Annotated in this window: 20 protein-coding genes; 14 read left to right on the plus strand and 6 right to left on the minus strand. The window is 42.0% G+C overall.

What is annotated here, in order from left to right:
• Positions 1-142 precede the first annotated feature (142 nt).
• The 6 genes from V7K62_RS08020 to V7K62_RS08045 all read left to right on the plus strand — a co-directional run bounded on the left by V7K62_RS08020 (position 143) and on the right by V7K62_RS08045 (position 5,663).
• Entirely contained in the window at positions 143-1,453 is a 1,311-nt protein-coding gene (locus V7K62_RS08020) for a Rid family detoxifying hydrolase (protein WP_334863391.1), read from the plus strand.
• Between the two features lie 13 nt (positions 1,454-1,466).
• The gene (locus V7K62_RS08025; RefSeq protein WP_334863392.1) at positions 1,467-1,742 is read left to right on the plus strand and encodes a hypothetical protein; all 276 of its coding nucleotides are present in this window, start codon (positions 1,467-1,469) and stop codon (positions 1,740-1,742) included.
• 90 nt (positions 1,743-1,832) lie between these two features.
• On the plus strand, positions 1,833-2,306 hold the full coding sequence (locus V7K62_RS08030) for a hypothetical protein (protein ID WP_334863393.1): 474 nt from the start codon (positions 1,833-1,835) through the stop codon (positions 2,304-2,306).
• Between the two features lie 174 nt (positions 2,307-2,480).
• Positions 2,481-2,774, plus strand: coding sequence for a hypothetical protein (locus V7K62_RS08035; RefSeq protein ID WP_334863395.1), 294 nt, complete (start codon positions 2,481-2,483; stop codon positions 2,772-2,774).
• A 42-nt stretch (positions 2,775-2,816) separates the two neighbouring features.
• Positions 2,817-4,430 carry a hypothetical protein gene (locus V7K62_RS08040; protein ID WP_334863396.1) on the plus strand — a complete coding sequence of 538 codons (1,614 nt, stop codon included), beginning with the start codon at positions 2,817-2,819 and terminating at the stop codon, positions 4,428-4,430.
• Between the two features lie 219 nt (positions 4,431-4,649).
• The gene (locus tag V7K62_RS08045) at positions 4,650-5,663 is read left to right on the plus strand and encodes a pentapeptide repeat-containing protein (RefSeq protein ID WP_334863397.1); all 1,014 of its coding nucleotides are present in this window, start codon (positions 4,650-4,652) and stop codon (positions 5,661-5,663) included.
• A 143-nt stretch (positions 5,664-5,806) separates the two neighbouring features.
• Here V7K62_RS08045 and V7K62_RS08050 read toward each other — a convergent pair whose 3' ends face one another.
• Both V7K62_RS08050 and V7K62_RS08055 read right to left on the minus strand, forming a co-directional pair.
• A complete protein-coding gene (locus V7K62_RS08050) occupies positions 5,807-6,052 on the minus strand; it encodes a toxin-antitoxin system HicB family antitoxin (protein WP_334863398.1) in 246 nt (81 codons plus the stop codon).
• Positions 6,049-6,477 carry a putative toxin-antitoxin system toxin component, PIN family gene (locus tag V7K62_RS08055; RefSeq protein WP_334863399.1) on the minus strand — a complete coding sequence of 143 codons (429 nt, stop codon included), beginning with the start codon at positions 6,475-6,477 and terminating at the stop codon, positions 6,049-6,051. Before V7K62_RS08055 ends, V7K62_RS08050 begins: the two co-directional genes overlap by 4 nt.
• A gap of 404 nt (positions 6,478-6,881) precedes the next feature.
• Here V7K62_RS08055 and V7K62_RS08060 point away from each other — a divergent pair, with 404 nt between their 5' ends.
• Positions 6,882-8,855 carry an ATP-binding protein gene (locus V7K62_RS08060; RefSeq protein WP_334863400.1) on the plus strand — a complete coding sequence of 658 codons (1,974 nt, stop codon included), beginning with the start codon at positions 6,882-6,884 and terminating at the stop codon, positions 8,853-8,855.
• Between the two features lie 308 nt (positions 8,856-9,163).
• Here the strand turns inward: V7K62_RS08060 and V7K62_RS08065 are convergent, their stop codons facing one another.
• From V7K62_RS08065 to V7K62_RS08075, 3 genes are all read right to left on the minus strand, one after another.
• Positions 9,164-9,529: a hypothetical protein gene (locus tag V7K62_RS08065; RefSeq protein WP_334863401.1), complete on the minus strand. Its 366-nt coding sequence runs from the start codon at positions 9,527-9,529 to the stop codon at positions 9,164-9,166.
• 354 nt (positions 9,530-9,883) lie between these two features.
• Positions 9,884-10,537 (minus strand): (2Fe-2S) ferredoxin domain-containing protein, encoded by a 654-nt coding sequence (locus V7K62_RS08070; RefSeq protein WP_334863402.1) that lies wholly within the window; start codon positions 10,535-10,537, stop codon positions 9,884-9,886.
• 64 nt (positions 10,538-10,601) lie between these two features.
• Positions 10,602-10,859 carry an Asr1405/Asl0597 family protein gene (locus V7K62_RS08075; RefSeq protein WP_334863403.1) on the minus strand — a complete coding sequence of 86 codons (258 nt, stop codon included), beginning with the start codon at positions 10,857-10,859 and terminating at the stop codon, positions 10,602-10,604.
• Between the two features lie 540 nt (positions 10,860-11,399).
• Here V7K62_RS08075 and V7K62_RS08080 point away from each other — a divergent pair.
• The 7 genes from V7K62_RS08080 to nblB all read left to right on the plus strand — a co-directional run bounded on the left by V7K62_RS08080 (position 11,400) and on the right by nblB (position 20,351).
• Positions 11,400-11,954, plus strand: coding sequence for a Dps family protein (locus V7K62_RS08080; RefSeq protein ID WP_334863404.1), 555 nt, complete (start codon positions 11,400-11,402; stop codon positions 11,952-11,954).
• An 823-nt stretch (positions 11,955-12,777) separates the two neighbouring features.
• On the plus strand, positions 12,778-16,038 hold the full coding sequence (gene carB / locus V7K62_RS08085; RefSeq protein ID WP_334863405.1) for a carbamoyl-phosphate synthase large subunit: 3,261 nt from the start codon (positions 12,778-12,780) through the stop codon (positions 16,036-16,038).
• A gap of 574 nt (positions 16,039-16,612) precedes the next feature.
• Positions 16,613-17,569, plus strand: a complete 957-nt coding sequence (locus tag V7K62_RS08090) for an RNA polymerase sigma factor, RpoD/SigA family (protein ID WP_334863406.1) — start codon at positions 16,613-16,615, stop codon at positions 17,567-17,569.
• A 240-nt stretch (positions 17,570-17,809) separates the two neighbouring features.
• Positions 17,810-18,154 (plus strand): DUF760 domain-containing protein, encoded by a 345-nt coding sequence (locus tag V7K62_RS08095; protein ID WP_292724732.1) that lies wholly within the window; start codon positions 17,810-17,812, stop codon positions 18,152-18,154.
• Positions 18,155-18,588: 434 nt separating this feature from the next.
• Positions 18,589-19,005: an 8-oxo-dGTP diphosphatase MutT gene (gene mutT, locus V7K62_RS08100; RefSeq protein WP_334863486.1), complete on the plus strand. Its 417-nt coding sequence runs from the start codon at positions 18,589-18,591 to the stop codon at positions 19,003-19,005.
• 146 nt (positions 19,006-19,151) lie between these two features.
• A complete protein-coding gene (locus V7K62_RS08105) occupies positions 19,152-19,619 on the plus strand; it encodes a CBS domain-containing protein (protein WP_334863407.1) in 468 nt (155 codons plus the stop codon).
• A gap of 66 nt (positions 19,620-19,685) precedes the next feature.
• Positions 19,686-20,351 carry a phycobilisome degradation protein NblB gene (gene nblB / locus V7K62_RS08110; RefSeq protein ID WP_334863408.1) on the plus strand — a complete coding sequence of 222 codons (666 nt, stop codon included), beginning with the start codon at positions 19,686-19,688 and terminating at the stop codon, positions 20,349-20,351.
• 669 nt (positions 20,352-21,020) lie between these two features.
• Here nblB and V7K62_RS08115 read toward each other — a convergent pair.
• A complete protein-coding gene (locus tag V7K62_RS08115; protein WP_334863409.1) occupies positions 21,021-21,773 on the minus strand; it encodes a PEP-CTERM sorting domain-containing protein in 753 nt (250 codons plus the stop codon).
• Positions 21,774-22,689: the final 916 nt, after the last annotated feature.

Below are 22,689 nucleotides of genomic sequence, written 5' to 3' on the forward strand. Positions count from 1 at the left end.
GGGGATCTAGAAGTGCCTAAAATTACAGCCGAACACTTTTAAAACAAGCGTCTCGCAGAGAAGAGAAGGAAGAAAAGAGAGGAATATCTGTGACACAAAGTTTTTGTGATTATACTGTGTCAATGGTATTTAAAGGTGCATTATGGACGCTGAGACACTGTTGGAGAAATACGCCGCAGGAGAACGGAAATTTCATGCAGTAAATCTTAGAGGAGTAGACCTCAAAGGTGCAAATCTGAGTGGAATAGACCTAAGAAGTGCAGATTTGACGGGTGTAGATTTAAATGATGCGAACCTGAGTAAAGCATTACTTCAAAATGCAAACCTCACTAGAGCTTCTCTAACAGGTGCAAATTTGAGTGAGTTGGGCGAAAGTTATAGTTTAAATTTGAGTTGGGCAGACCTAAGTAGTGCTAACTTGAGTGCAGCTAACTTGAGTGCAGCTAACTTGAGTAACGCCAATCTTGATAACGCCAACTTGAGTGCAGCTAACTTGAGTGCAGCTAACTTGAGTAACGCCAATCTTGATAACGCCAACTTGAGTGCAGCAAACTTGAGTAGCGCTAACTTTACCGACACATCCTTAAATGAAGCAAAATTCGTTAGAGCTAACCTTACTAATGCTAATTTAAGTGGAGCTAACTTGTTTAAAGCTGATTTGAGTCAAGCTAACTTAGCTCAAGTGATATTCAAAGGTGCTAACTTGCAGGGAGCCAAAATTCGGGGTATTAATTTATCTCAAAAAGATTTGTCAGGTATGAATCTGACTGAAGCTGATTTAGGTGATGCAAATCTTACAGGCGTAAATTTCAGAAAAGCCTGCCTTAAAGGAACAAATTTAGAGAAAGCGGAACTGCAAAAAGTAGATTTAATGAACGCGAATCTGAACGAGGCAAACCTAAAGAAGGCAAATCTAACTGGCGCAAATATCTATGGAGCAACTTTTAAAGATGCTGACTTCACTGGTGCGATAATGCCAGATGGAGAGGTTTACAAACCGATCGCAGCTGAGGCGGAAATCGGTAAACAGGAAACATCGTTAGAGAAAGTAATATCTATGACTCGTAAAGTAATTAATACTGATAACGCACCCGCTCCAGTCGGCCCTTATAATCAAGCGATCGCAGCTTCAGGTCAATTTGTATTCATCGCTGGACAAATTGCCATCGATCCCCGCCTTGGTGATGTCGTCTACACTGATGATGTCAAAAAGCAAACTGAGCAGGTATTAGCTAACCTTGAAGCCATCCTCACAGCAGCCGGAGCGACTTTTCAAGATGTCGTGAAGACCACTGTATTTTTAGCTGACATGAATGATTTTGCGGCGGTGAATGCCATATATGCTAAATATTTCCCGGAAGATACAGCCCCAGCGCGGGCTTGTGTGCAGGTATCGCGCTTACCTAAAGATGTGTTGGTAGAAATTGATGCGATCGCGGTGATCGGCGGTTAGCAGAAATAGAACAATGAGCAAAATTTTAACGGTTACATTTGATGGTTCTGTTTTGCGGCCAGATATTCCACTTGATTTAGAACCGAACAAACGCTATGTGATTACTATTATTTCTGAGGATATTAACTCATCTCAAATTAAAGTAGCTGATGCATGGGATGTATTAGAAGGTTTAACTGGAACAGTTGATGCACCCGATGATTGGGCAAGTCAACACGATCATTACCTGTATGGCACACCAAAACGTCAACCTGAAATTAACATAAGACAGGTGAGCGAATATTTTTAGACACTGTTTTTATCCAGGCCCTCTGATGAATGCGATCGCTTCTATAACTTTGGGAATACTGAAATTAAGTACCCTAAAGGAGTATTAAAAATGGCAGAAAATCGCATCAGTGCCAGCCTAAGCCCAGCAGATAAAGAAGCGGTCATGCAAGCGATCGCTACAATTAGAGAAAAGTTACCGTTTTTGATTGATTTGACTACCGAAGACCGACGCACCATAGTCAAAATGGGAGATAAAAGTCGGGCTTTTGTCAGCAAAGCTTTAGAAGTGGCGACACAAAACCCTAACTTTCTACCCCGTTCTTTTGATTTGGAAGAAATGCGGCGAGATTTAGAAATATATGAGGATTTGTATCCGGTGCTGTTGTCTCTAACCCAACTGCAAGAACTGGTAGATGATACCTGTATTGCGGCTGGTAGTGAAGCTTATGCAGCAGCATTAGCAATTTACAACTATGCCAAAGTTAGCAATGATGTCACAGGTTTAGATGCAGTCATTGATGAAATGGGACGCAGGTTTACCCGCCGTTCCAAGAAAAAGAAACCCGAAGTCACAGCTAGCTAAACCCTAAGATAGGCGATTTTAGCAGTTATCAGTTGGGTATTATATACGTTATTTATGGGGGCACAACATTGTTATGCCCCCATCGCCTTTTGTTTCCCAATATTCATGTAACCTGCGAAGGCAGGTTTTGTCTGTGTAGCCGCGATTTCTAATCGCCTGAGCATTTTTGAACCTTTGAACCTGACAGTTGAGCCTTTGAGCCTGACAGTTGAGCCTTTGAGCCTCAACATTGAGCCTTTTAGCCTCAACATTGCGCCTTTGAACCTCAACGTTGAGCCTTTGAGCCTCAACATTGAGCCTTTTAGCCTCAACATTGAGCCTTTTAGCCTCAAAGTTGCGCCTTTTAGTCTCGAAGTTGCACCTTTTAGCCTCGAAGTTGCGCCTTTTAGCTTGAAATTACAAGTTTATCTAGATAAATTATTAAATTTAATACTGGTTTTGAGTAAAAATCTGATAAAACCTTGTTGAAATATATTAACTAAGTACATCTACCAGCATAATACAACAGCTATGAGCAATACCTCTGGATTTTCAGTTAGCAAACCAGTTGCATTATGGAATAAACCAATAAAGGCTGACTTCAAGGAACTATTCAAATCACTAGGGAAAGTTGCGATAGATGGGGCCTTGGGTAAGTGGGAAGAGGTAGCCAAAGGTGCTTTAGATGCTACAGCAGCACTAGGTTTAGCAGACGCACCAGAGGAAGTTGCTTGGTTACTAATTTACCGTTCTTTGGTAGAAGCAATAGTGAGCTTGGTAAAAGGAAATCAAGAGTTACTGTTTGAAAAACCAAACGAGAGCGATCTTGAGCTATTGTGCGATCGCCTTAATCATTCTCTAGAAAGTATAGAATTGCGTATTGACCAAGATTTTTTTCGCCGTCCCAAAGATTTGCCGATTCTGGAAGCGATTAAAGCTGCTTTTACCGACTGGTTAAAATACTTTAGCGTTAATCAAGCACAGGCACTAACAATTAGTCATCGTCTTCCTACCTATTTTGTATTTGCCTTACATGAAGAGTGGGCAAAACATCCAGAAAAATATGCTTCTTTAAAAGAAGAACTGGATACCCCCTTTACTCAAGCCAATGAACGGGAACAGTCATGGCAGCGTTATTTAGCTTGGCTACAAAAACAGGTTGAAGAACCGATGCTTTTAGAAGCCTTTGGGTTAAAACAGGTTTATGTTCCTTTACGCGCCTACTATAAGCAGAAAGTTGCAGGTGAAAAGTCAGAAGAATTTGAACGCTGGGTGAAAGAAGATGAGAAATATCAGCGAGTTGTTCTTGACTTAGAAACTGAACTAGAAGCTTGGTTAGAAAAAGGCGATCGCAATGATCCCATTAAAGTGATTAGTGGTGGCCCAGGAAGTGGTAAATCTTCCTTTACCAAAATCTTTGCAGCTAACCAAGCAGAAAAAGGGAAAATTCCGGTTTTATTTATTCCTTTGCACCATTTTGAACCCTCGGATGATTTAGTTGATGCAGTTAGTAAGTTTGTGCGAGACGATGGTTTTCTCAGACATAATCCGCTAGATAAAGATAAGGCTGATTCACGCTTACTCATTATCTTCGATGGTTTAGATGAGCTTGCCATGCAGGGCAAAATTGCCACTGAGATTGCTCAACAATTTGTGCGTGAAGTCCAAATAAAAGTAGAACGGTTTAATGCCCATAAAACTTGCTTACAAGTATTAATCAGTGGTCGAGAATTGGTAGTGCAAGCAAATAGTAGTGACTTTCGCCAACCACAGCAAATCTTGCATATCTTACCTTATTTTGTTACTGAAGATGAGAGGAAGAATTACATTGACGATCGCAACTTGTTGCAGCAAGATCAACGTCAGATTTGGTGGCAGAAATACGGCAATGCTAGCGGACGAGCTTATGATTGCTTACCAGAAGAATTAAACCAAGATAACCTGACAGAAATTACTGCTCAACCCTTGCTGAATTACCTAGTAGCATTGAGTTTTGACCAGCAAAAGAAATTTCCTACAGACGGCAACCTGAATGCAATTTATGCAAATTTGCTCACAGCAGTTTATCAGCGCGGTTGGGCTGGTTATCAACATCCGGCTATTCGTGGAATTGAGGAAAAAGACTTTGTTCGCATCCTCGAATAAATTGCTTTAGCTTCCTGGCATGGAGATGGACGAAAAACAACAGTCAGAGAGATTGAAGCCCATTGTGAACACAGTAGTTTAAAGAGTCTTTTAGACAAGTTTCAGGAAAGTGCCAAATTAGGTGTAACTCGTCTTTTAACTGCCTTTTATTTTCGTGAGAGTGGAGTTAAAGAACAAGAAAAGACTTTTGAATTTACTCACAAAAGTTTTGGTGAATATTTGACAGCAAAACGCATTGTGCGAGAAGTTAGACTCATTCATAAAAAGTTAAACGATCGCCAGAACGATCCAGATGAAGGATGGGATGAGCGCGAGGCTTTAAAAAGGTGGGCAATTCTCTGCGGTGCATCCCATATAGATGAATACCTTTTTAACTTTGTTGCGAATGAAATGCGTTTACAGAATCCATCGGATGTTAGCAATTGGCAGCAGACATTATGCCATCTGATTAGTGTTATGTTGCGTCATGGAATGCCAATGGAACGCTTGACTCCCAGACCTGATTTTCAAGAAGAAAATAGACAAGCACGAAATGCAGAAGAAGCGTTGTTGGCTGTCTTAAATGCTTGCGCTAGGGTGACAAAGACAGTTTCAAAGATTCAATGGCATACTTCTGAAGCTTTCGGGATCTGGATTTCCCGCTTGCAAGGGCAAAGAATAGATACTGATACTGATGTGTTTTGCTTGAATTGTTTGAGTTTTTTGGATTTGCAAGGTTGCGTTTTAGTTTTTAAAGACTTTTATAAGGCGAATCTTGAAGGGGCGATTCTTGAAGGGGCGTATCTTCAACGGGCGAATCTTCAAGGGGCGTATCTTCAACGGGCGTATCTTCAAGGGGCGTATCTTGAAGGGGCGAATCTTCAAGGGGCGAATCTTCAAGGGGCGAATCTTCAAGGGGCGAATCTTGAAGGGGCGAATCTTCAACGGGCGAATCTTCAAGGGGCGAATCTTCAACGGGCGAATCTTCAAGGGGCGAATCTTCAACGGGCGTATCTTGAAGGGGCGTATCTTCAAGGGGCGATTCTTGAAGGGGCGATTCTTCAACGGGCGTATCTTGAAGGGGCGATTCTTCAACGGGCGTATCTTGAAGGGGCGTATCTTCAAGGGGCGATTCTTGAAGGGGCGATTCTTGAAGGGGCGATTCTTGAATGGCCAAGACTTAAACGAACAAATTTTGAGGGCGAAAATTTAGCAGACTTGAATGGAGGTTCAGGTTTAGACTCTGATGAGTGACTTGACTCTAGATACTTTCGATACGTTAGGCATCGCTAAACTTAATTCCATACAAATAATTAAGTGATGCCTGTGGCGGGCTACGCCTACGCTATTACTACTTTGCCTTTATCATGACAAACTGCTTTGCGATCGCTTTGTTATTAAGCTGTAGGTAAGCGATCGTAAGATTCCGGTTCAATATCTGGTACTTTCGCTAAAACTGCGTCGTATTTTTCTCGACTGCCTCGCTTTGCTAACTCCCCTAGATAAATTTCAGTTGTTAATGCAGCGATTTTTTCCGCAACTGCTGTCGCCACAAACTGATCGATAGAAATCCCGTCTTGTTTGGCAAGTTCTTGCAAACTTTTGTACAAAGAGTCAGGAAGCTGAACGTTGAGGTTGCTCATGACAATGCTCCAATAGATTGCAAAAACTCCGCAGGTGTCAATATTGTTATCCCAAACTGCTCAATGCCTTTAAAATCACGAGCATTATATGTTATTACGCTATCACATCGCGCCTTGACTGCTAGCTCTAGCACCATATCGTCTTTTGGATCGGGCAAGTAAGGTCGCCAGAGGAAGAAAATCTGATGCTGCGTTGCAACCGAGCAATGAAACTCGATAAATTCTTCAACATCTAGTGCAGTGATATATAGATTTGGGAGTTGCCGCGATAATACCTCTCGATACTCCAAAACCAGTGGAACCGAAAGATGGATATCAAAAATTCCTGTGCCCACAAGTGTCAGTAGACGAAAAGCACTCCCTCGTTTGGAACGCAAACCAGTAACAATAATATTTGTATCAAGTACAACTTGTGGAACTGTCATAGAGGCATGATACTGGCTCTCAGCTTAGGAATCAATGCTCTAAGAAAAAGTAACCCAAAGTCCCAGTTAGCTAAGGCTTTAAATAGGCAATTATACCAGTTGTCAATTGAGTAAAATACACGTTATTTCTAGGGGCATAACAATACTATGCCGTTTTTGCATTTTGTATCCAAAGATTTTTGAAACCCGCGCAGGCGGGTTTTGTCTGTATAGCCGCGATTTCTAATCGCCAAGGCATTTTTAAGCCTCGGAAGGTCAACATCGAGCCTCGGAAGGTCAACATCGAGCCTCAGAAGGTCAATGCATAAAAATTAATTAAAAAAAATTTAATAAATTCCGAAATACACCTTGTTTATTTAGTAGTTCTTTTTAGATAAATTAGCGCCTCAAAATTGAATCTTGTTATGAATACACAAAACAAGCCCAAAAGTTTACAAGATATTATTAAGCAACGTCAACAATCAAATTTTGTGGGACGTGAAGACCAAATAAACCGATTTAGCCAAAATTTAGCATTATCCCTAGAAGACAATCGCCATTGTTTTCTGTTTAATGTTTGTGGTCAAGGCGGAGTTGGTAAAACTACCTTGCTGCGGCAGTTTCGTAAAATTACTGACGAAGCAAAAATGATTTCAGCTTACATTGATGAAGCTGAAAAAACTATACCAGAAGTCATCGGGCGTATAGCTGAGGAGTTAGAACAGCAAGGTTACAGACTAACGCAATTTAGCGATCGCTACAAAGTTTACTGCCAAAAGTGCCAAGAGTTAGAAACAGATCCAGAAGCTCCTCAAGGTTTTAGTGCTTTTGTCGGGAAAACTATCGTAAAAACTGGTGTGCATCTGGCGCGTCGAGTTCCCGTTGGTGGTGCTGTATTTGATTTTGTAGATGGGGATGCTTTGGCTAACCAAGCTGGAGAATGGGCATCTTATGTTGCTAAGAAAATAACCAATAAAGATGAGGTACATTTAGTTAAACAACCTGAAGAAGTTCTCACCCCGCTATTTTTGCAAGATATTTCTAAAATTGCTGATAAAATTCCTGTTGTCCTGTTTTTCGATACCTCAGAACGCACCGGAGAATTTCTAGATAACTGGCTGCGAGAGATTCTGGAGGGTCGCCACGGTGAAGTATCTCCCAATATATTGATAACTATTGCCAGTCGGCAAGAATTAGATAAAAATGACTGGGCATCCTACGAAGGATCAATAATTCGTTTGCCTCTGGAACCCTTTACAGAAGAAGAAGCCCAACAATATCTAACTCGCAAAGGCATTACAGACAAGCACATTATTGAAGTGATTATAAATCTTTCTGGAAACTTACCGCTGCTAATAGAAATGCTAGCAGATGCTCATCCCAATGACCCTAACCAACTAATTGAGCCTAGCAGCAGTGCTGTAAAAAGCTTTTTAAGATGGATTGACGATCCCAAACGGCGACAAGTGGTGCTTGATGCTGCGATTCCTCGATGCTTGAACCGGGATATTATAGCCCAGTTAAGAACAGAAGAAGAAGCTGATGAGCTATTTACTTGGCTCAAAGAAACATCCTTTGTCAACGAACATAGCAACGGCTGGGTTTATCATGATGTCGTCAAAACCCAAATGTTATGCCACAAACGCCTTTCATCCCCGCAAGGTTGGGCTGAGATACATAATAAGTTGGCAAAATATTATGACAACCTACGGAATGATTTGCAATTAGAGGAAGATAACAAACAGCGCGATCCTAGCTGGCAAAGTCACACATTAAACGTGTTGTACCATAAGTTATGTCAGTCACCGCAAAGGAATTTACTTGTAGCTCTTAAGGAATTTCTGGCTCTACTCAAAAATCAACCCATTTTTGCCCAACAATATGCAAAAACAATGCTTCAAGCTGGTAAAGATGGGGATTCTGCTGAAGTTAAGTATTGGGGTAAGCAATTAGCAAATGGGTTAAAAGCTGATGAGGAAAAACATTATGAAGATGCTATGTATAATCGCGCTTTAGTATACTTAGCTGTTAACCAACCAGACAAAGCACGAACTCTACTAGTGCCTGCCATCAAGCTTACTACAGAGCATTGCAAAAAAGATGCTAAAGACTGCCGTAATGCTTTTAATTTAGCCCTTTACTATTTGGCTGCTCAATACACTCAACAAGCAGACCACTTATATCACTATGCTTTATCAAAGGGTACTTCCTCAGAATCTATTGGTGAAGCTATTCAAGACCTAAATAACTTTTTAACTGTCTTGCCTGACCATCTGGAAGCTACATCCATCCGACAGTTATTGCAGTCTTATCTAACTAAATCATGTAATTCTCAACCTACCGCCCAGAAAACCCAAGAATCTCAACAACAAACTGCTAATCAATTTCCTCTCTCATAATGCAAGTCCATTTGAGTGGACTTGCATTATAAGCCTGAGATTTCAACCTCTGGCACAGAAACTGGTAAGCAGAATATCCCCGCTAACTTGCATTCGGGAGACTGATGACTCAACACAATTACATAAAAATATTAAGCAATTTTAGCCAACTCATGAAAAACTACTTTGCGTAGGCTAGCAAGCACCGCAAGCATCACTCAATGTAATTCTGTAAATTCTGCATCTAAATGAAACACTACACATAGCTTGCTTCACCCGTAGGAGTACACAATCCAAAATGACATTTGCCAGGTAAAAAGGGGATTTGTCTAAATCCACTCAAATCCCTGTGTAGCTAAAAATTCTTTACCTGGTTCCAAAATATCTTTGTTTAAAATCAGGGTGACTTTTGGAGAACTAAGATACAAACGAAAACGCTGAATAAATAGTTGGTTAGCAGGTTCAATTTTCCTAATGGCACTCCAGGGAATCAACAACGGCGTAAGTCCAAAGCTAAATAACGGGAAAATACTTAGATAAATCCCTTGAGGATTTGTACCAACATTTAAAGTTCCTTTGTAATACACCAAACCCACAGAACCGCTTCTCATCCGGGAGAAGTTTAGTGGCGGCGCTTCTTGGGTGCGGTAGAGTTTAGCGAGGCGATTCCAGTCATGACGGAAAAGAAAAATCATGACTATCATCCCAAATGGCAAAAAAACGATGTATATCCACTGAGGGTTATGTGGCATTTGTTTTTAATTCATTGATGATTGACGCTTCAACTGTAAGCGATGTCCAACAACAAGCCTCAGTGCGTCTCTGTACTCACCAATCAATCACGTTCCCTTGAATCTTGACAAATTATGGGAGCATCCCAGTTAAAAATTGCTCAATAGAAACCCTATTCATTCAAAAAACTGGCCTTAATTAAAGCCAGTTTTTTGATTTTATTGCTAACTTTTAGCAAAGCTTACGGCCGAGTATTAACGGAACACACTTGAGAAGATATTATTAAACTTTCTCGTTAAAATGTCAACATTTCACTACTAATTTCCGTGAAATTTACCATTAAATATCGCCGCTTCCCTTAAATTCTCAGACTGTGCTGACAAATTTTTGTCACCAAAATGCTGATTCATCAACGCTGGGACTTGTCCAGCTTGAATTCGGCTATGGCGTGTTTTATCTGGCATTACTAAATTCGGCCCAGCTTTACAGTTCTTCATACAACCAGTGCCCTTGATTGTAACTTGGTCTTCTAAACCGCGATCGCTTAAAGCCGCCTCCAAAGCCTGACAAACTGCGTTACCACCGCGTTTCATACAATCAGACTTTTGACACACCAAAATCGTGGCCTTAGTCTTAGCTGGTTTTACCTTGACATTATCAATAGATGAAGGTTCTTGTGGTGCAGCGATGGTTTGAATTGTCGCCATTTCAGAACGCGCCGCCATCACACGTTCAGCTTTCAGTGTAACTTTGTCTTTTTTTATATCGTATTCTTTATAACCAACAACTTGTAGCCAAGTACCTGCTGGTAGCCGCAAATCAAAAGCAGCGCGTAAATGTTTAGCAAGTTTAACGTAGCATTCACCCTCATGAGTACCCAGCATTAAACCTTTCAGCTTATAGCCATCTTTAATAACAAAATTTATAAATCTGCCTTCAAGGCAAAATTCGGAACTGTGAGATACACCCATTTTTTTGACCTCCTTTTAACTAATACAAGCTATCAAGCGAGAGATTCTCAGCAGTAGCCACAGATTAGAACTGTTGGTAGCGACTTTGCCAGCAGCACTCAAGAGTCCAAATCTGGTCTTGGCGAGAGGCTGTAAATCGCCGGATCACATTCCAAAGTTGAACAGCCGCAATCGGATTGCCAATTTCAACTTTTAATGGCTGGTTAGGCGCACAACTACAGGGAATGTCTAACTCCTTTAGGCGTTGATAGACTTGCCAGCGGTCTACCCAATTCACCTCTACAAGGTGGTTTATTTCTATTTCTGAACTATACGATTTCAAGAGAATTGCCCTCAAAGTGCAACAAACTTGCAGTAACTACCGCCATTTAAGTCCCTGCTTTTTGAAAGTGTTAGTAGTTTAACCTCTTCAAACCAGCATACCTTAAGTGCAAAGAATTCTCATTAATTTTGCAAAAAAAATAAAATTCTTGCAATCATCCCATGAGGGAGATGAGGGGCACAAAGGGCAATACGCTTGATGTTAGGCATAAAAACCTTAACCTGCGTCGGTTGGGTTGAGGAACGAAATCCAACAATTAACGCTTGATGTTGGGACAAGGGAGATGAGGGAGATAATTCTACTCTATCTTCCCCACTTCCCTTGAGGAGAATCCACATTTAAGTCTGTATGTCAAGAAGAATGAAAAATATACACAACTGAATGAGCGTACCATTATCTACCAAACAAGAAACTTGAGACTTTTGGTATGTAAAAATACAAAATCTTGTGATGGCGAATTGGCTTGCTCTTATTATTAAAATGTTAATATGTAAGGAATAAGCAGTTAAAATCTATAATTGCTAAATAGGGAGGAGAGCAATGTCTGAAACGCAAACTTTGTTACGGAACTTTGGTCATGTATATGACAATCCGGTGTTGCTGGATCACAGCGTAACGGCTCCAGTTACAGAAGGATTTAACGTTGTATTAGCTAGTTTCCAGGCACTGTACTTGCAGTACCAAAAGCACCATTTTGTAGTTGAAGGCTCAGAATTTTATTCTCTGCATGAGTTTTTTAACGAAAGCTACAACCAAGTACAAGACCACATCCATGAAATTGGAGAACGCTTGGATGGACTAGGTGGTGTGCCAGTAGCTACCTTTAGCAAATTAGCAGAATTAACCTGTTTTGAGCAAGAATCTGAAGGCGTATATGCCTCTCGCCAAATGGTGGAAAATGATCTAGCCGCAGAACAAGCCATTCTTGGCGTAATTCGCCGCCAAGCTGCTCAGGCAGAGAGTTTAGGCGATCGGGGTACACGCTATTTGTACGAAAAGATTTTGTTGAAAACTGAGGAACGTGCTTATCATTTGTCTCACTTCCTCGCTAAAGACAGCTTAACTTTAGGGTTTGTCCAAGCTGCTCAAAGCTAAAACTCTCATCATCTAGATTTGTCTACCTAGACTGAAAGAAAAATTTGGCAGCGCCAACTCTTAAAATATTATAAAAAATGGCAGAAGATGGTATTCCTATCTCTCTGCCATTTTTAATCCAAGTAAACATATTTACATAATATTTAACGTTGCAAATATTTTGCAATTAGCTAGTTAATATGGATTTTTATCTAAGTAATATATCTGTGCTTAATCAGGAGACAGATATATGCCAAAATAAATCATTAATTGTTGCAAAGTTCATTAGCTTAAATAATAAAGATTCGCAAAAGCTTTAGAAATTTGAGCGTCACAATTAAATAAAATTAGAAATACAAAATAAAATAATCTTTGGGTATGGGGGAATAGCACTAAGAAAAGCCCAAAGGCTTGTGTCGCCTCGTTCCCAGTCTTAAGACTGGGAATGTATTCCGAGAGGGCTGCTGCCTCTGGTCAAGAAAGAGGAGGCGGCAGCCCTCCCAGGATGGGTTAAGAGCCTAGAGGCTGGGAACCAGTTAGACCAGTTAGGGCAAGGGCTGTATCTTAACTTAGTGCCATTCGGCTATGGGGCCTGCATTGGGGATTGAGCAAAACAGTTCCGTTAGCGAATAGCTAGGGTTTAGCCCGATATGAGTAAATAAGTGAGATTCCCAATTCAGCACTCCTGAAGGGCATCGGGTATTGGTTATTCTCTTTGTTCGCCTTGTCCCCTTATCCCCTTTTTGTCATCAAACTTAGAAAAGTTAATAATAAAAAGCACCACAGGGGGTAAAGACCCTTAAAATGATCAGGATTTGTATTCTCGTATTCCAAGGCAACGACTATGCCCCGCCGTGACGACCTCCGGAAGATTCTACTGTTAGGCTCTGGCCCAATTGTGATTGGACAAGCCTGTGAGTTTGACTACTCTGGCACTCAAGCCTGCAAAGCGCTGCGAGAAGAAGGCTATGAAGTGGTTTTGGTCAACTCCAACCCTGCAACGATTATGACCGACCCGGAAACGGCCGATCGCACTTACATTGAGCCGCTGATACCGGAATTGGTCGAAAAAGTCATTGAGAAAGAACGCCCCGATGCTCTACTACCGACGATGGGAGGACAAACCGCCCTCAACCTCGCCGTTGCTTTAGCCAAAAATGGGGTGTTGGAAAAGTACGGTGTTGAGTTAATCGGCGCTAAACTACCAGCCATCGAAAAAGCCGAAGATCGAAAACTTTTTGGTCAGGCAATGGCCAGGATCGGGATAGCTGTGTGTCCTAGCGACACAGCCGAATCTTTAGAAGAAGCCAAAGCTGTTGCCCGCCAAATTGGTACTTATCCCCTAATTATTCGTCCAGCTTTCACAATGGGAGGAAGTGGCGGCGGTATTGCCTACAACCAAGAAGAATTTGAAGAAATGGCACAGGTTGGTATAGATGCCAGTCCCGTTTCACAAATTCTCATTGACCAGTCTTTACTCGGCTGGAAAGAATATGAACTCGAAGTGATGCGTGATTTAGCAGATAACGTGGTGATTATCTGCTCCATCGAAAACCTTGATCCTATGGGCATCCACACCGGGGACTCAATTACCGTCGCTCCCGCGCAAACCCTCACTGATAAAGAATATCAAAGGCTGCGGGATATGGCAATTAAAATCATCCGCGAGATCGGTGTGGAAACTGGCGGTTCTAATATCCAATTTGCCGTTAATCCGGTTAATGGGGATGTAGTTGTAATTGAGATGAACCCCCGTGTTTCCCGCAGTTCGGCTTTATCTTCCAAAGCTACAGGTTTCCCGATCGCTAAAATTGCCGCAAAATTGGCTGTGGGCTACACCCTGAATGAAATTCAAAATGACATCACCAAGAAAACTCCCGCGTCCTTTGAGCCAACAATTGACTATGTAGTAACAAAAATCCCCCGCTTCGCCTTTGAAAAGTTCCCTGGTTCAGAACCAGTGCTGACAACCCAAATGAAGTCTGTCGGGGAAGCAATGGCAATTGGACGCACATTTAACGAATCCTTCCAAAAGGCACTGCGATCGCTCGAAACAGGACGCGCTGGTTGGGGTTGCGACAAAGCCGAAAAATTACCCAGTGGTGAACAAATCCGCGCCCAACTGCGGACACCTAACCCCGATCGCATTTTCTCCGTGCGTCATGCCTTGCAACAAGGGATAACCATTGAAGAAATCTATGAACTCACTGGTATTGACCGATGGTTCCTAGATAAATTGCAGCAACTCCTAGATGTCGAAAAATTCCTGAAGCGAACACCTTTGCAGCAATTGACAAAAGAGCAACTTTATGAAGTGAAGCGGGACGGATATAGCGATCGCCAGATTGCTTATGCCACCAAAACCACCGAAGATGAAGTTCGCGCCTACCGCAAGTCATTAGGAATCATCCCAGTTTATAAAACAGTGGATACCTGCGCCGCTGAGTTTGAAGCCTTTACCCCCTACTACTATTCTACCTACGAAGAAGAAACAGAGGTAATGCCCGCAACCAAGCCAAAAGTGTTGATTTTGGGTGGTGGCCCCAACCGCATTGGGCAGGGAATTGAGTTTGATTATTGTTGTTGTCACGCCGCTTATGCCTTGAAGGATGCGGGGTATGAGACAATTATGGTCAACTCTAACCCAGAGACAGTTTCGACCGACTACGATACTAGCGATCGCCTTTACTTTGAGCCTTTAACAAAAGAAGATGTCCTTAACATCATCGAAACTGAAAATCCAGTTGGGGTAATTATCCAGTTTGGCGGCCAAACACCGCTAAAGTTGGCTATCCCATTACAAGAGTTTCTTAGCAATAACACTTCTGGACTGATCACTAAAATTTGGGGTACATCACCAGATTCCATCGACATGGCAGAAAACCGGGAACGGTTTGAAAAGATTCTCCAACAGTTGAATATCGCCCAACCGCCTAATGGTATCGCTCGGAGTTACGAAGACGCGCTGATTGTCGCCAAACGCATTGGCTATCCAGTGGTGGTACGTCCCAGCTATGTGTTGGGGGGACGGGCGATGGAAATCGTCTATTCCGATGCTGAGTTGGAACGCTACATGACCTTTGCGGTACTAGTGGAACCAGAACATCCAATTTTGATTGATAAGTTTTTGGAAAACGCGATTGAAGTCGATGTCGATGCGATCGCCGATCATACAGGAAGGGTGGTGATTGGTGGCATCATGGAACACATCGAGCAAGCGGGGATTCACTCAGGAGATTCCGCTTGTTCCTTACCTTCCATTTCCCTATCACCAGCAGTTCTCAATCAAATTCGCACTTGGACAGTGCAGCTAGCACAAGCGCTGTCAGTGGTAGGGTTGATGAATATTCAATTTGCTGTTGTCGGCGCAAGCAGCTATTCTCCCCAAGTTTACATTCTGGAAGCTAATCCCCGCGCCTCTCGCACAGTGCCCTTTGTATCAAAAGCAACGGGCATACAGTTGGCGAAATTAGCATCCTTGATTATGTCGGGTAAAACCTTAGAGGAGCTACACTTCACAGAGGAAGTCATCCCAACCCACATTGCTGTAAAAGAAGCTGTATTACCCTTTAATAAATTCCCCGGAACTGATACAATATTGGGCCCAGAAATGAGATCCACTGGTGAGGTGATGGGGATTGATAGCGACTTTGGCCGGGCCTTTGCCAAAGCGGAATTGGGTGCTGGGGAGCGTTTACCACTGACGGGAACTGTATTTGTATCAATGAGCGATCGCGATAAAGCTGCTGCAAGTGGTGTGGTGAAGGAATTTATCGATTTGGGCTTTAGAGTGATGGCGACCCTTGGTACACGCCGAGTTCTTCTTGAACAGGGGTTAAATATTGAATTAGTCTTAAAACTCCATGAAGGTCGTCCCCACGTCCTAGATGCGATCAAAAATCAGAAAATCCAACTTATTATCAACACACCATCAGGGGAAGAAGCCCAGACTGATGCTAGGTTAATCCGCCGTACAGCCTTAGCTTACAAAATTCCCATTATTACTACCATTGCCGGCGCAAAAGCTACCGTCGCCGCCATCCGTTCCTTACAAAATACGACTTTGGACGTTAAAACCATCCAAGATTACTGTGCCAAGGACTAGGGACTGGGGACTAGGGACTGGGGACTAGGGACTGGGGACTAGGGACTAGGGACTGGGGACTAGGAAAAAGTTTTTCAAATACCTGATATCCCCAATCCCAATTCCCAGAAAAAATTAAACAATTGTTATAAGAGAATGAATATAGTTCTCATTGAGATACTTTAACAAATATGAGGAAAATTATTTGAACCAGATAATTTCTTAAATTGACTTCTAGTCAACCTTAAGATAGAGGGCAACGTTGGGTGAACTGGAACAACCAGGAAATTTCATGTCGCCATCTAGCCAAAACATTCTCATAAATGTTACAATTGTTAATAAGGCTACCATAAAAAAAATGTTTAAAAAGCGACCTTTTATCTAACTGTAGATACTTGTGATAAGTAGGAAATAACTGTAGTTTTAGCAGTTAAGAAGCCTAAATTTGATTATTATAAGCAGCCGAGTTTATCGGGCGCGTAAATTGCAAACCATAGTATGGGTTCCCAGTCTGACTGGGTAGCACCCTAATAAATAAAGCATCTATCCCTTAATGACCCTACCGCCAAACCCATCATTACCAAAGAGTAGCGCCATGAAGACCGCTCAGACAGCCACAGACCTCGTGCGGACTTACCTGCGTGAGATTGGCCGTGTGCCACTCTTAACCCACGAGGAAGAGATTTTCTATGGTAAACAGGTGCAACGTTCCTGCGCTTTGCATGAATCAAGGGAAAGTCTTGCCACCCAGTTAAGTCGTCAACCGACTCTAGAAGAGTGGGCCAAAGCGACAAAGCTAGAACCAGCAGAGTTGAACGAAGCGATCGCAGATGGTGAAATTGCCAAGCGCAAGATGGTAGAAGCCAATTTGCGGCTGGTAGTGTCCGTTGCCAAAAAGTACATCAAGCGCAACGTCGATTTACTGGACTTGATTCAAGAAGGTAGTATTGGTATGCAACGGGGTGTAGAAAAGTTTGACCCTACCAAAGGGTACAGATTTTCTACTTATGCCTATTGGTGGATTCGGCAAGCTATCACTCGTGCTATAGCCGAAAAAGCCCGTACCATTCGGCTGCCTATCCACATAACCGAAAAATTAAATAAGATTAAAAAGGCACAGCGCCAATTATCTCAAAAATTGGGACGCGCTCCGACAGCTGGTGAGCTAGCTGACGAATTAGAATTGACCCCCAAACAAGTACGAGAGTATCTAGAAAAGGCGCGTTTGCCCCTTTCCTTGGATTTGCGGCTAGGTGATAATTACGACACCGAACTCGGAGAAATGCTGGAAGATCCAGGAGCATCTCCAGAAGAGTTTGTGATGCAATCTTCCCTATCTTATGACTTAGATCGCCTGATGGGTGATCTCACGCCACAACAGCGGGAAGTAATCACACTGCGCTTTGGGTTAACTGATGGGCAAGCGCTGACTCTGGCTAGAATCGGTGAAATACTCAATATCAGCCGAGAACGAGTGCGGCAAATTGAGCGGGAAGCTTTAACTAAACTTCGCAAGTCTAAAGCCAACATGGATGAATATTTGGCAAGTTAGGGGAAGTTAGTAGTTAGGATTTAGGAGTGATGAGTTTTTAATTAACTCCTCACTCCTTACTCTATTTATTGGGGTGAGAAAATACGCTGACTTTTGTACGGTTACACCTACTTCCACTCTTACGGTAGGCTGTTACATTAGTTGACAGGAAGACAAAATAACTAAGTCAAATCCAAAACAGACATTTAATATTCAAATCACAAGCACCGCAGCCAATAGTGGTAGTTAAGGAGCTAAAAAATGAGTAACCCATCCAATCGCGTCTCAGAATTTTTTAATAGCGAATCAGAAACTAACGATTTACTATGGCAATACGTTAAATCCTTGAGTCCAGAGGCAGTTACCCAGCTATCTAAACCCACATCTGCCGAAGTGTTTCAGGTGATGGAACGGAATATTACAGGACTGTTGGGTAATCTACCTTCAGAACACTTTGGTGTTACTGTAACCACAAATCGGGAAAATCTGGGTCGGCTTCTGGCTTCTGCGATGATTAGTGGTTATTTCTTGCGTAACGCTGAACAGAGAATGAATTTTGAAATCGCCCTACAAGGTTCTGAAACCAATAACAGCGAAGTTGATTAAAATAGAAGATTTGGGAAATTCAATATTGTTGGGCTGATAGCTAGTCACAGTCACGCCGATCAGAATTTCAAATCAGCATCTGCGAAATTTTTGCCCCTGATTCCCACTCATGCATCAGCTAAATTTTTTGAAATATCCAAAAATAGTGACGAATTAGGGTTTAAATTTCGACGCAGAGGAACGCGGAGGTTGGCGCAGAGTAAGGCGAAGTTTTTGGATTTGGTTATCTTTGAACTCCTGTATATTTGGTAATTAGTTCAACTAGAGGCGTATTGCTAAATGATTAATGCACATTTGTGGATAAACTAATAGCGGTAGACGACCTTGGCAATAAATCAAAACTCGGCAGAGTTACAACTAGTCTGCCGAGTTTTGTTATTAGTCAAGAGTCAGAAGTCAAAATTCAGCAATTCTTCTCCACTCCCCATTCAACTATGAGTGAAACCAGTTCTTTCCCACCCCATAAAATCATTGGTGTTGCAGTAATTTGGAATGACCAAAAGCAAATTTTAATCGATCGCCGTCGCAAAGAAGGAGCGATGGGTGGTTTGTGGGAGTTTCCTGGTGGTAAAATAGAACCTGGTGAAACTATGAGCGAGTGTATTCAACGGGAAATTTCCGAAGAACTGGGAATAGTAATTGAAGTGGGAGAACATCTGATTACTATTGACCACAGCTATACAAATTTGCGTGTTACCCTCACAGTACATCACTGCCGCCATCTTACAGGCGTCCCCCAACCTTTGGAATCGGATGAAATTCGCTGGGTAACTTTGGCAGAACTAGAGCAGTTTACTTTTCCGAAAGCAAACACTCAAATTATTGCTGCATTAAAAGGGACTAGGGGCTAGGGGCTAGGGACTGGGGACAACGGGAATAAAGAGAATAACCAATGCCCAATACCCAATCCCGTAACAATCTATTAATTGCATCAGGTTGAGTCCCGCAATTTTCTACAATAGGCGCAGGGACTTTGATTTAAGGTGTCAACAAATAAATGCCTAAAACCGTTGCCGATGTGATGAGCCGCGATCCTATTGTCGTCCGGGAGGAAACTCCACTGAAGGAAGCTATCCAAATTCTCGCAGAACGCCACATCAGCGGACTACCTGTTGTGGATGATCTCGGTAAATTGGTGGGCATTATCTCGGAAACCGATTTGATGTGGCAAGAAACTGGTGTTACTCCACCTGCGTACATTATGTTTCTTGATAGTGTTATCTATTTAAAAAATCCTGCTACTTATGATCGTGATTTGCACAAGGCTCTAGGGCAAACCGTTGGGGAGGTGATGAGTAAAAACCCGATCGCTATTTCCCCTGATAAAACTTTAAGAGAAGCAGCTACAATCATGCACGATCGCAGCGTTCACCGCTTGCCAGTACTTGAGGGCACGGGTCAACAAGTAATTGGTATCCTCACTCGTGGTGATATTATTCGGGCAATGGCGGCTAGTCAAGATTAGTCAAAAATAGAGACGCGATTAATCGCGTCTGTCTTTTTTACACCTTTGAAAATCAAGGATAACAAAATGAGTATTACTCCGGAGTCTGTTAAGCAATTGCTCAGTTCTGAGGATTTAGGCGATCGCTTACGTGCAGTAAATCAAATCCGCCAATTGGAACCTGCGATTGGCTTTGAATTAATTCAAAGTGCTATTGGCGATCCCAATTCCCGTGTCCGTTACTCAGCGGTGAGTCAAATGGATACACTAGGAACGCAGGATTTACAGTTATCCTTGGATATTTTGCGCGATCGCTTGCTTAATGACTCCGAAGTAGATGTACAAGCAGCAGCAGCAGACTGTTTGGGCGCTCTGAAGTTACGTGAAGCTTTTGAAGATTTGCAGCAGCTTTATTATACAACCAGTGAATGGCTAATACAATTCAGTATTATTGCTACATTAGGAGAGTTAGGCGATCCACGAGCCTTTGAACTACTCAAAGAGGCACTCTCATCAGAAAACGAATTAGTCCAAACTGCTGCTATTAGTTCTTTGGGTGACTTGGGAGATTTACAAGCAGTTCCCCTATTGGCTCCCTATGCTACCAATCCAGATTGGCAAATTCGTTACAGACTTGTACAAGCCTTGGCTCGTTTGAGTAATCCAGAAGCCAAATCTATATTAGAAACTCTGGCTGATGATGAAGTAGATGCGATCGCAAACGAAGCGAAACAATCTTTGCAGTCAGTTTAACGTATCGCGGAAGTCCCCATCTTCTCTGCGAGACGCTAACGCGAACAAGGTACTCCTAAGATGGGGATTGTGAGCCTTGGTTGTTCGCGAAGCGTCACGAAGTGAGGATTGCATCTGGAATTGATTTTTTGCTGTGCAAAAACAAATTTTGGATGTATGACGAATCCCCAGGATTTTCTGGTAAGATAGGTAATATATTGACCATCAATGCCACAAGCGAAAACCATTAGCTTTTAGGTATATGTCGTAAGAGAAAGATTTGGGTCTTGGGAACCAGGACTCCTGCCCTTGGAGGGAATGTCAGACCAAAAAAACTACGGAGTAATTGATGGCTATTCCCGATGAATTGGGAAGCTCAGACTTCAGGCGAAGCCAAGTCTGAGTAGTTCACGTCTATCTAATACCATTTTGGATTTTAGATTTTGGATTGTGAACGCGAATGCGTCTCGTAGAAAAAGAGTTACGGGTAATCGCTTTTAGCGCTCCATCTGTCGCAATCATTGTTCAAATTGGTATAAGGTTAAGAAAATTCACCTTTCATATAGATTTGTCTGACAGTAGAAAAAAATTCGATCTGGTTGGTGAAATTTTGTATTCCAGCCAGATCGAATAGATAAATTAGAGTTACTTTTAGCAACTAAAAGTAACTTGTTTATACTTAGGATAAGCCTATTGAGCTACACTTTTGCGGCGGCGAGACATCGCCATTACTGCACCTACTGCACCCAAGCCTAGTAATGCAGCTGGTTCAGGAACGGAAGTGGTGAATGTAGAACCAGAAAAAGTCAAATTCTTCAATGAGCCGCCAGCAGTATTGAGAATTGAATTTGCTTGATCAATAGTAGTATTATTTCTTTGGAAAGATAAGCTTCCTGCTCCATTAGTTATCTCTCCAGTAACGCTGGTAAAGTACCCAAATAGATCAACGGCTATAGTAATGTTTGCACCAGTCTGGGTTATTTTATAACCAGAAGATGTCAAAGTAAAGATGTTCCTGCCATCGGCTAGAGAAGCTGTATGTTCCCCAGGTAAAATGGTACCAGGAATTGTCAGATTACCAAGGTCTAGAAATGGATTTTGCACAGTATCGCTTGCAAAGGAGATGATATCACGTATACCGGCTGAATTGAAACGTGAGAAGCTTCCTGTCTGAGCAGCAATAGCAACTGGGGTACTCTTTACTCCATTGGAATCTGCAATAATGCTATTTGGAGTAAATGTTAGTGAATCTTTTTTCAATGTTACTAAGCTGGAGGCAAATGGATTCACAGTCATCCCACCGTCAAAACTGAACTCACCTGTGAGTGCAGCAGCTTGAGCAGAACCAGCAGAGGTAAAGAACCCAGCAGCAGCTAAGGGAAGTGCAGCGGTAGCAGCCAGGGTAGCATTTAGTAATTTAGATTTTAAACCAATCATGATCATTTAAGAGTCCTAATAATAATCTTGAACAGAGAATGTGATGGCGTTACTTGTACTATCAGTAATTTATTTAAAATACTGTCAGTGAAAGCGGCACTTACGTGACGTATTTCTTATTTCCATAAAATCACATAGACTCTGAGTATGCAAGATTTACTTAGTGGTCTTCATTACATCTTCAATTAATGAGTAGTCTTCATAAAATTTTAATTGATTGTATAGCTGCTCTTCGTACTATTTATCATTTCATCGGGTTGAAATTGTAGGCAATAGCTTTGAATTTAATTTGCTTAACTTCCGTACATTGAACACAATTAGTATTTTTTCTTCTTGCAGATTACTCAACCATTTTTTAGATAAATAGAGTAAGCAATATATCTATATTCAATCCTTGAAGATTTAGGAAACTTTTTGAAGGTGTCACTGTACCTTTTACCCAGACTACAAAGGGGATGAAGAATGCTTATCCAAGAAGTATTGAAACAAAGGGGATTTATCCAAAGCGTAATACACTAAGTAGCGGTTCCTCCTGTCCATAGATGAAATGGGAGAAACCGCTGTCTTGGTGTAAGGTGGAAAATTTTTGTCAACTATCGGACTTACGCATTGACAGACATAACCAAATGTGAATTACCTCTCGTTAGAAGGCAGAGCCAGGGAAGGAGGCAGGGCAAGACTTTTATCTTAATAAGCTTGATATGCAGATGATGCTCAATTTTTAAAGTGCGTAAGTCCTAAACTAATTGAATGTCTGCAATAAATAGCCTGACTGCTAGTTATTACCGCTGTTTTCAAATATGTCAGAGCTTTGAAATGCTAAGAGGATGTTTGAAAAGTCTACGCTTGTATCTAGATCCCCCCTAGCCCCCCTTAAAAAGGGGGGAATAACGTTCTCAAAGTCCTCCAATTTATCGGAGGA

Origin of the sequence: Nostoc sp. (assembly GCF_036917935.1) — a bacterium.
In the GTDB taxonomy this organism is placed as follows: domain Bacteria; phylum Cyanobacteriota; class Cyanobacteriia; order Cyanobacteriales; family Nostocaceae; genus Nostoc.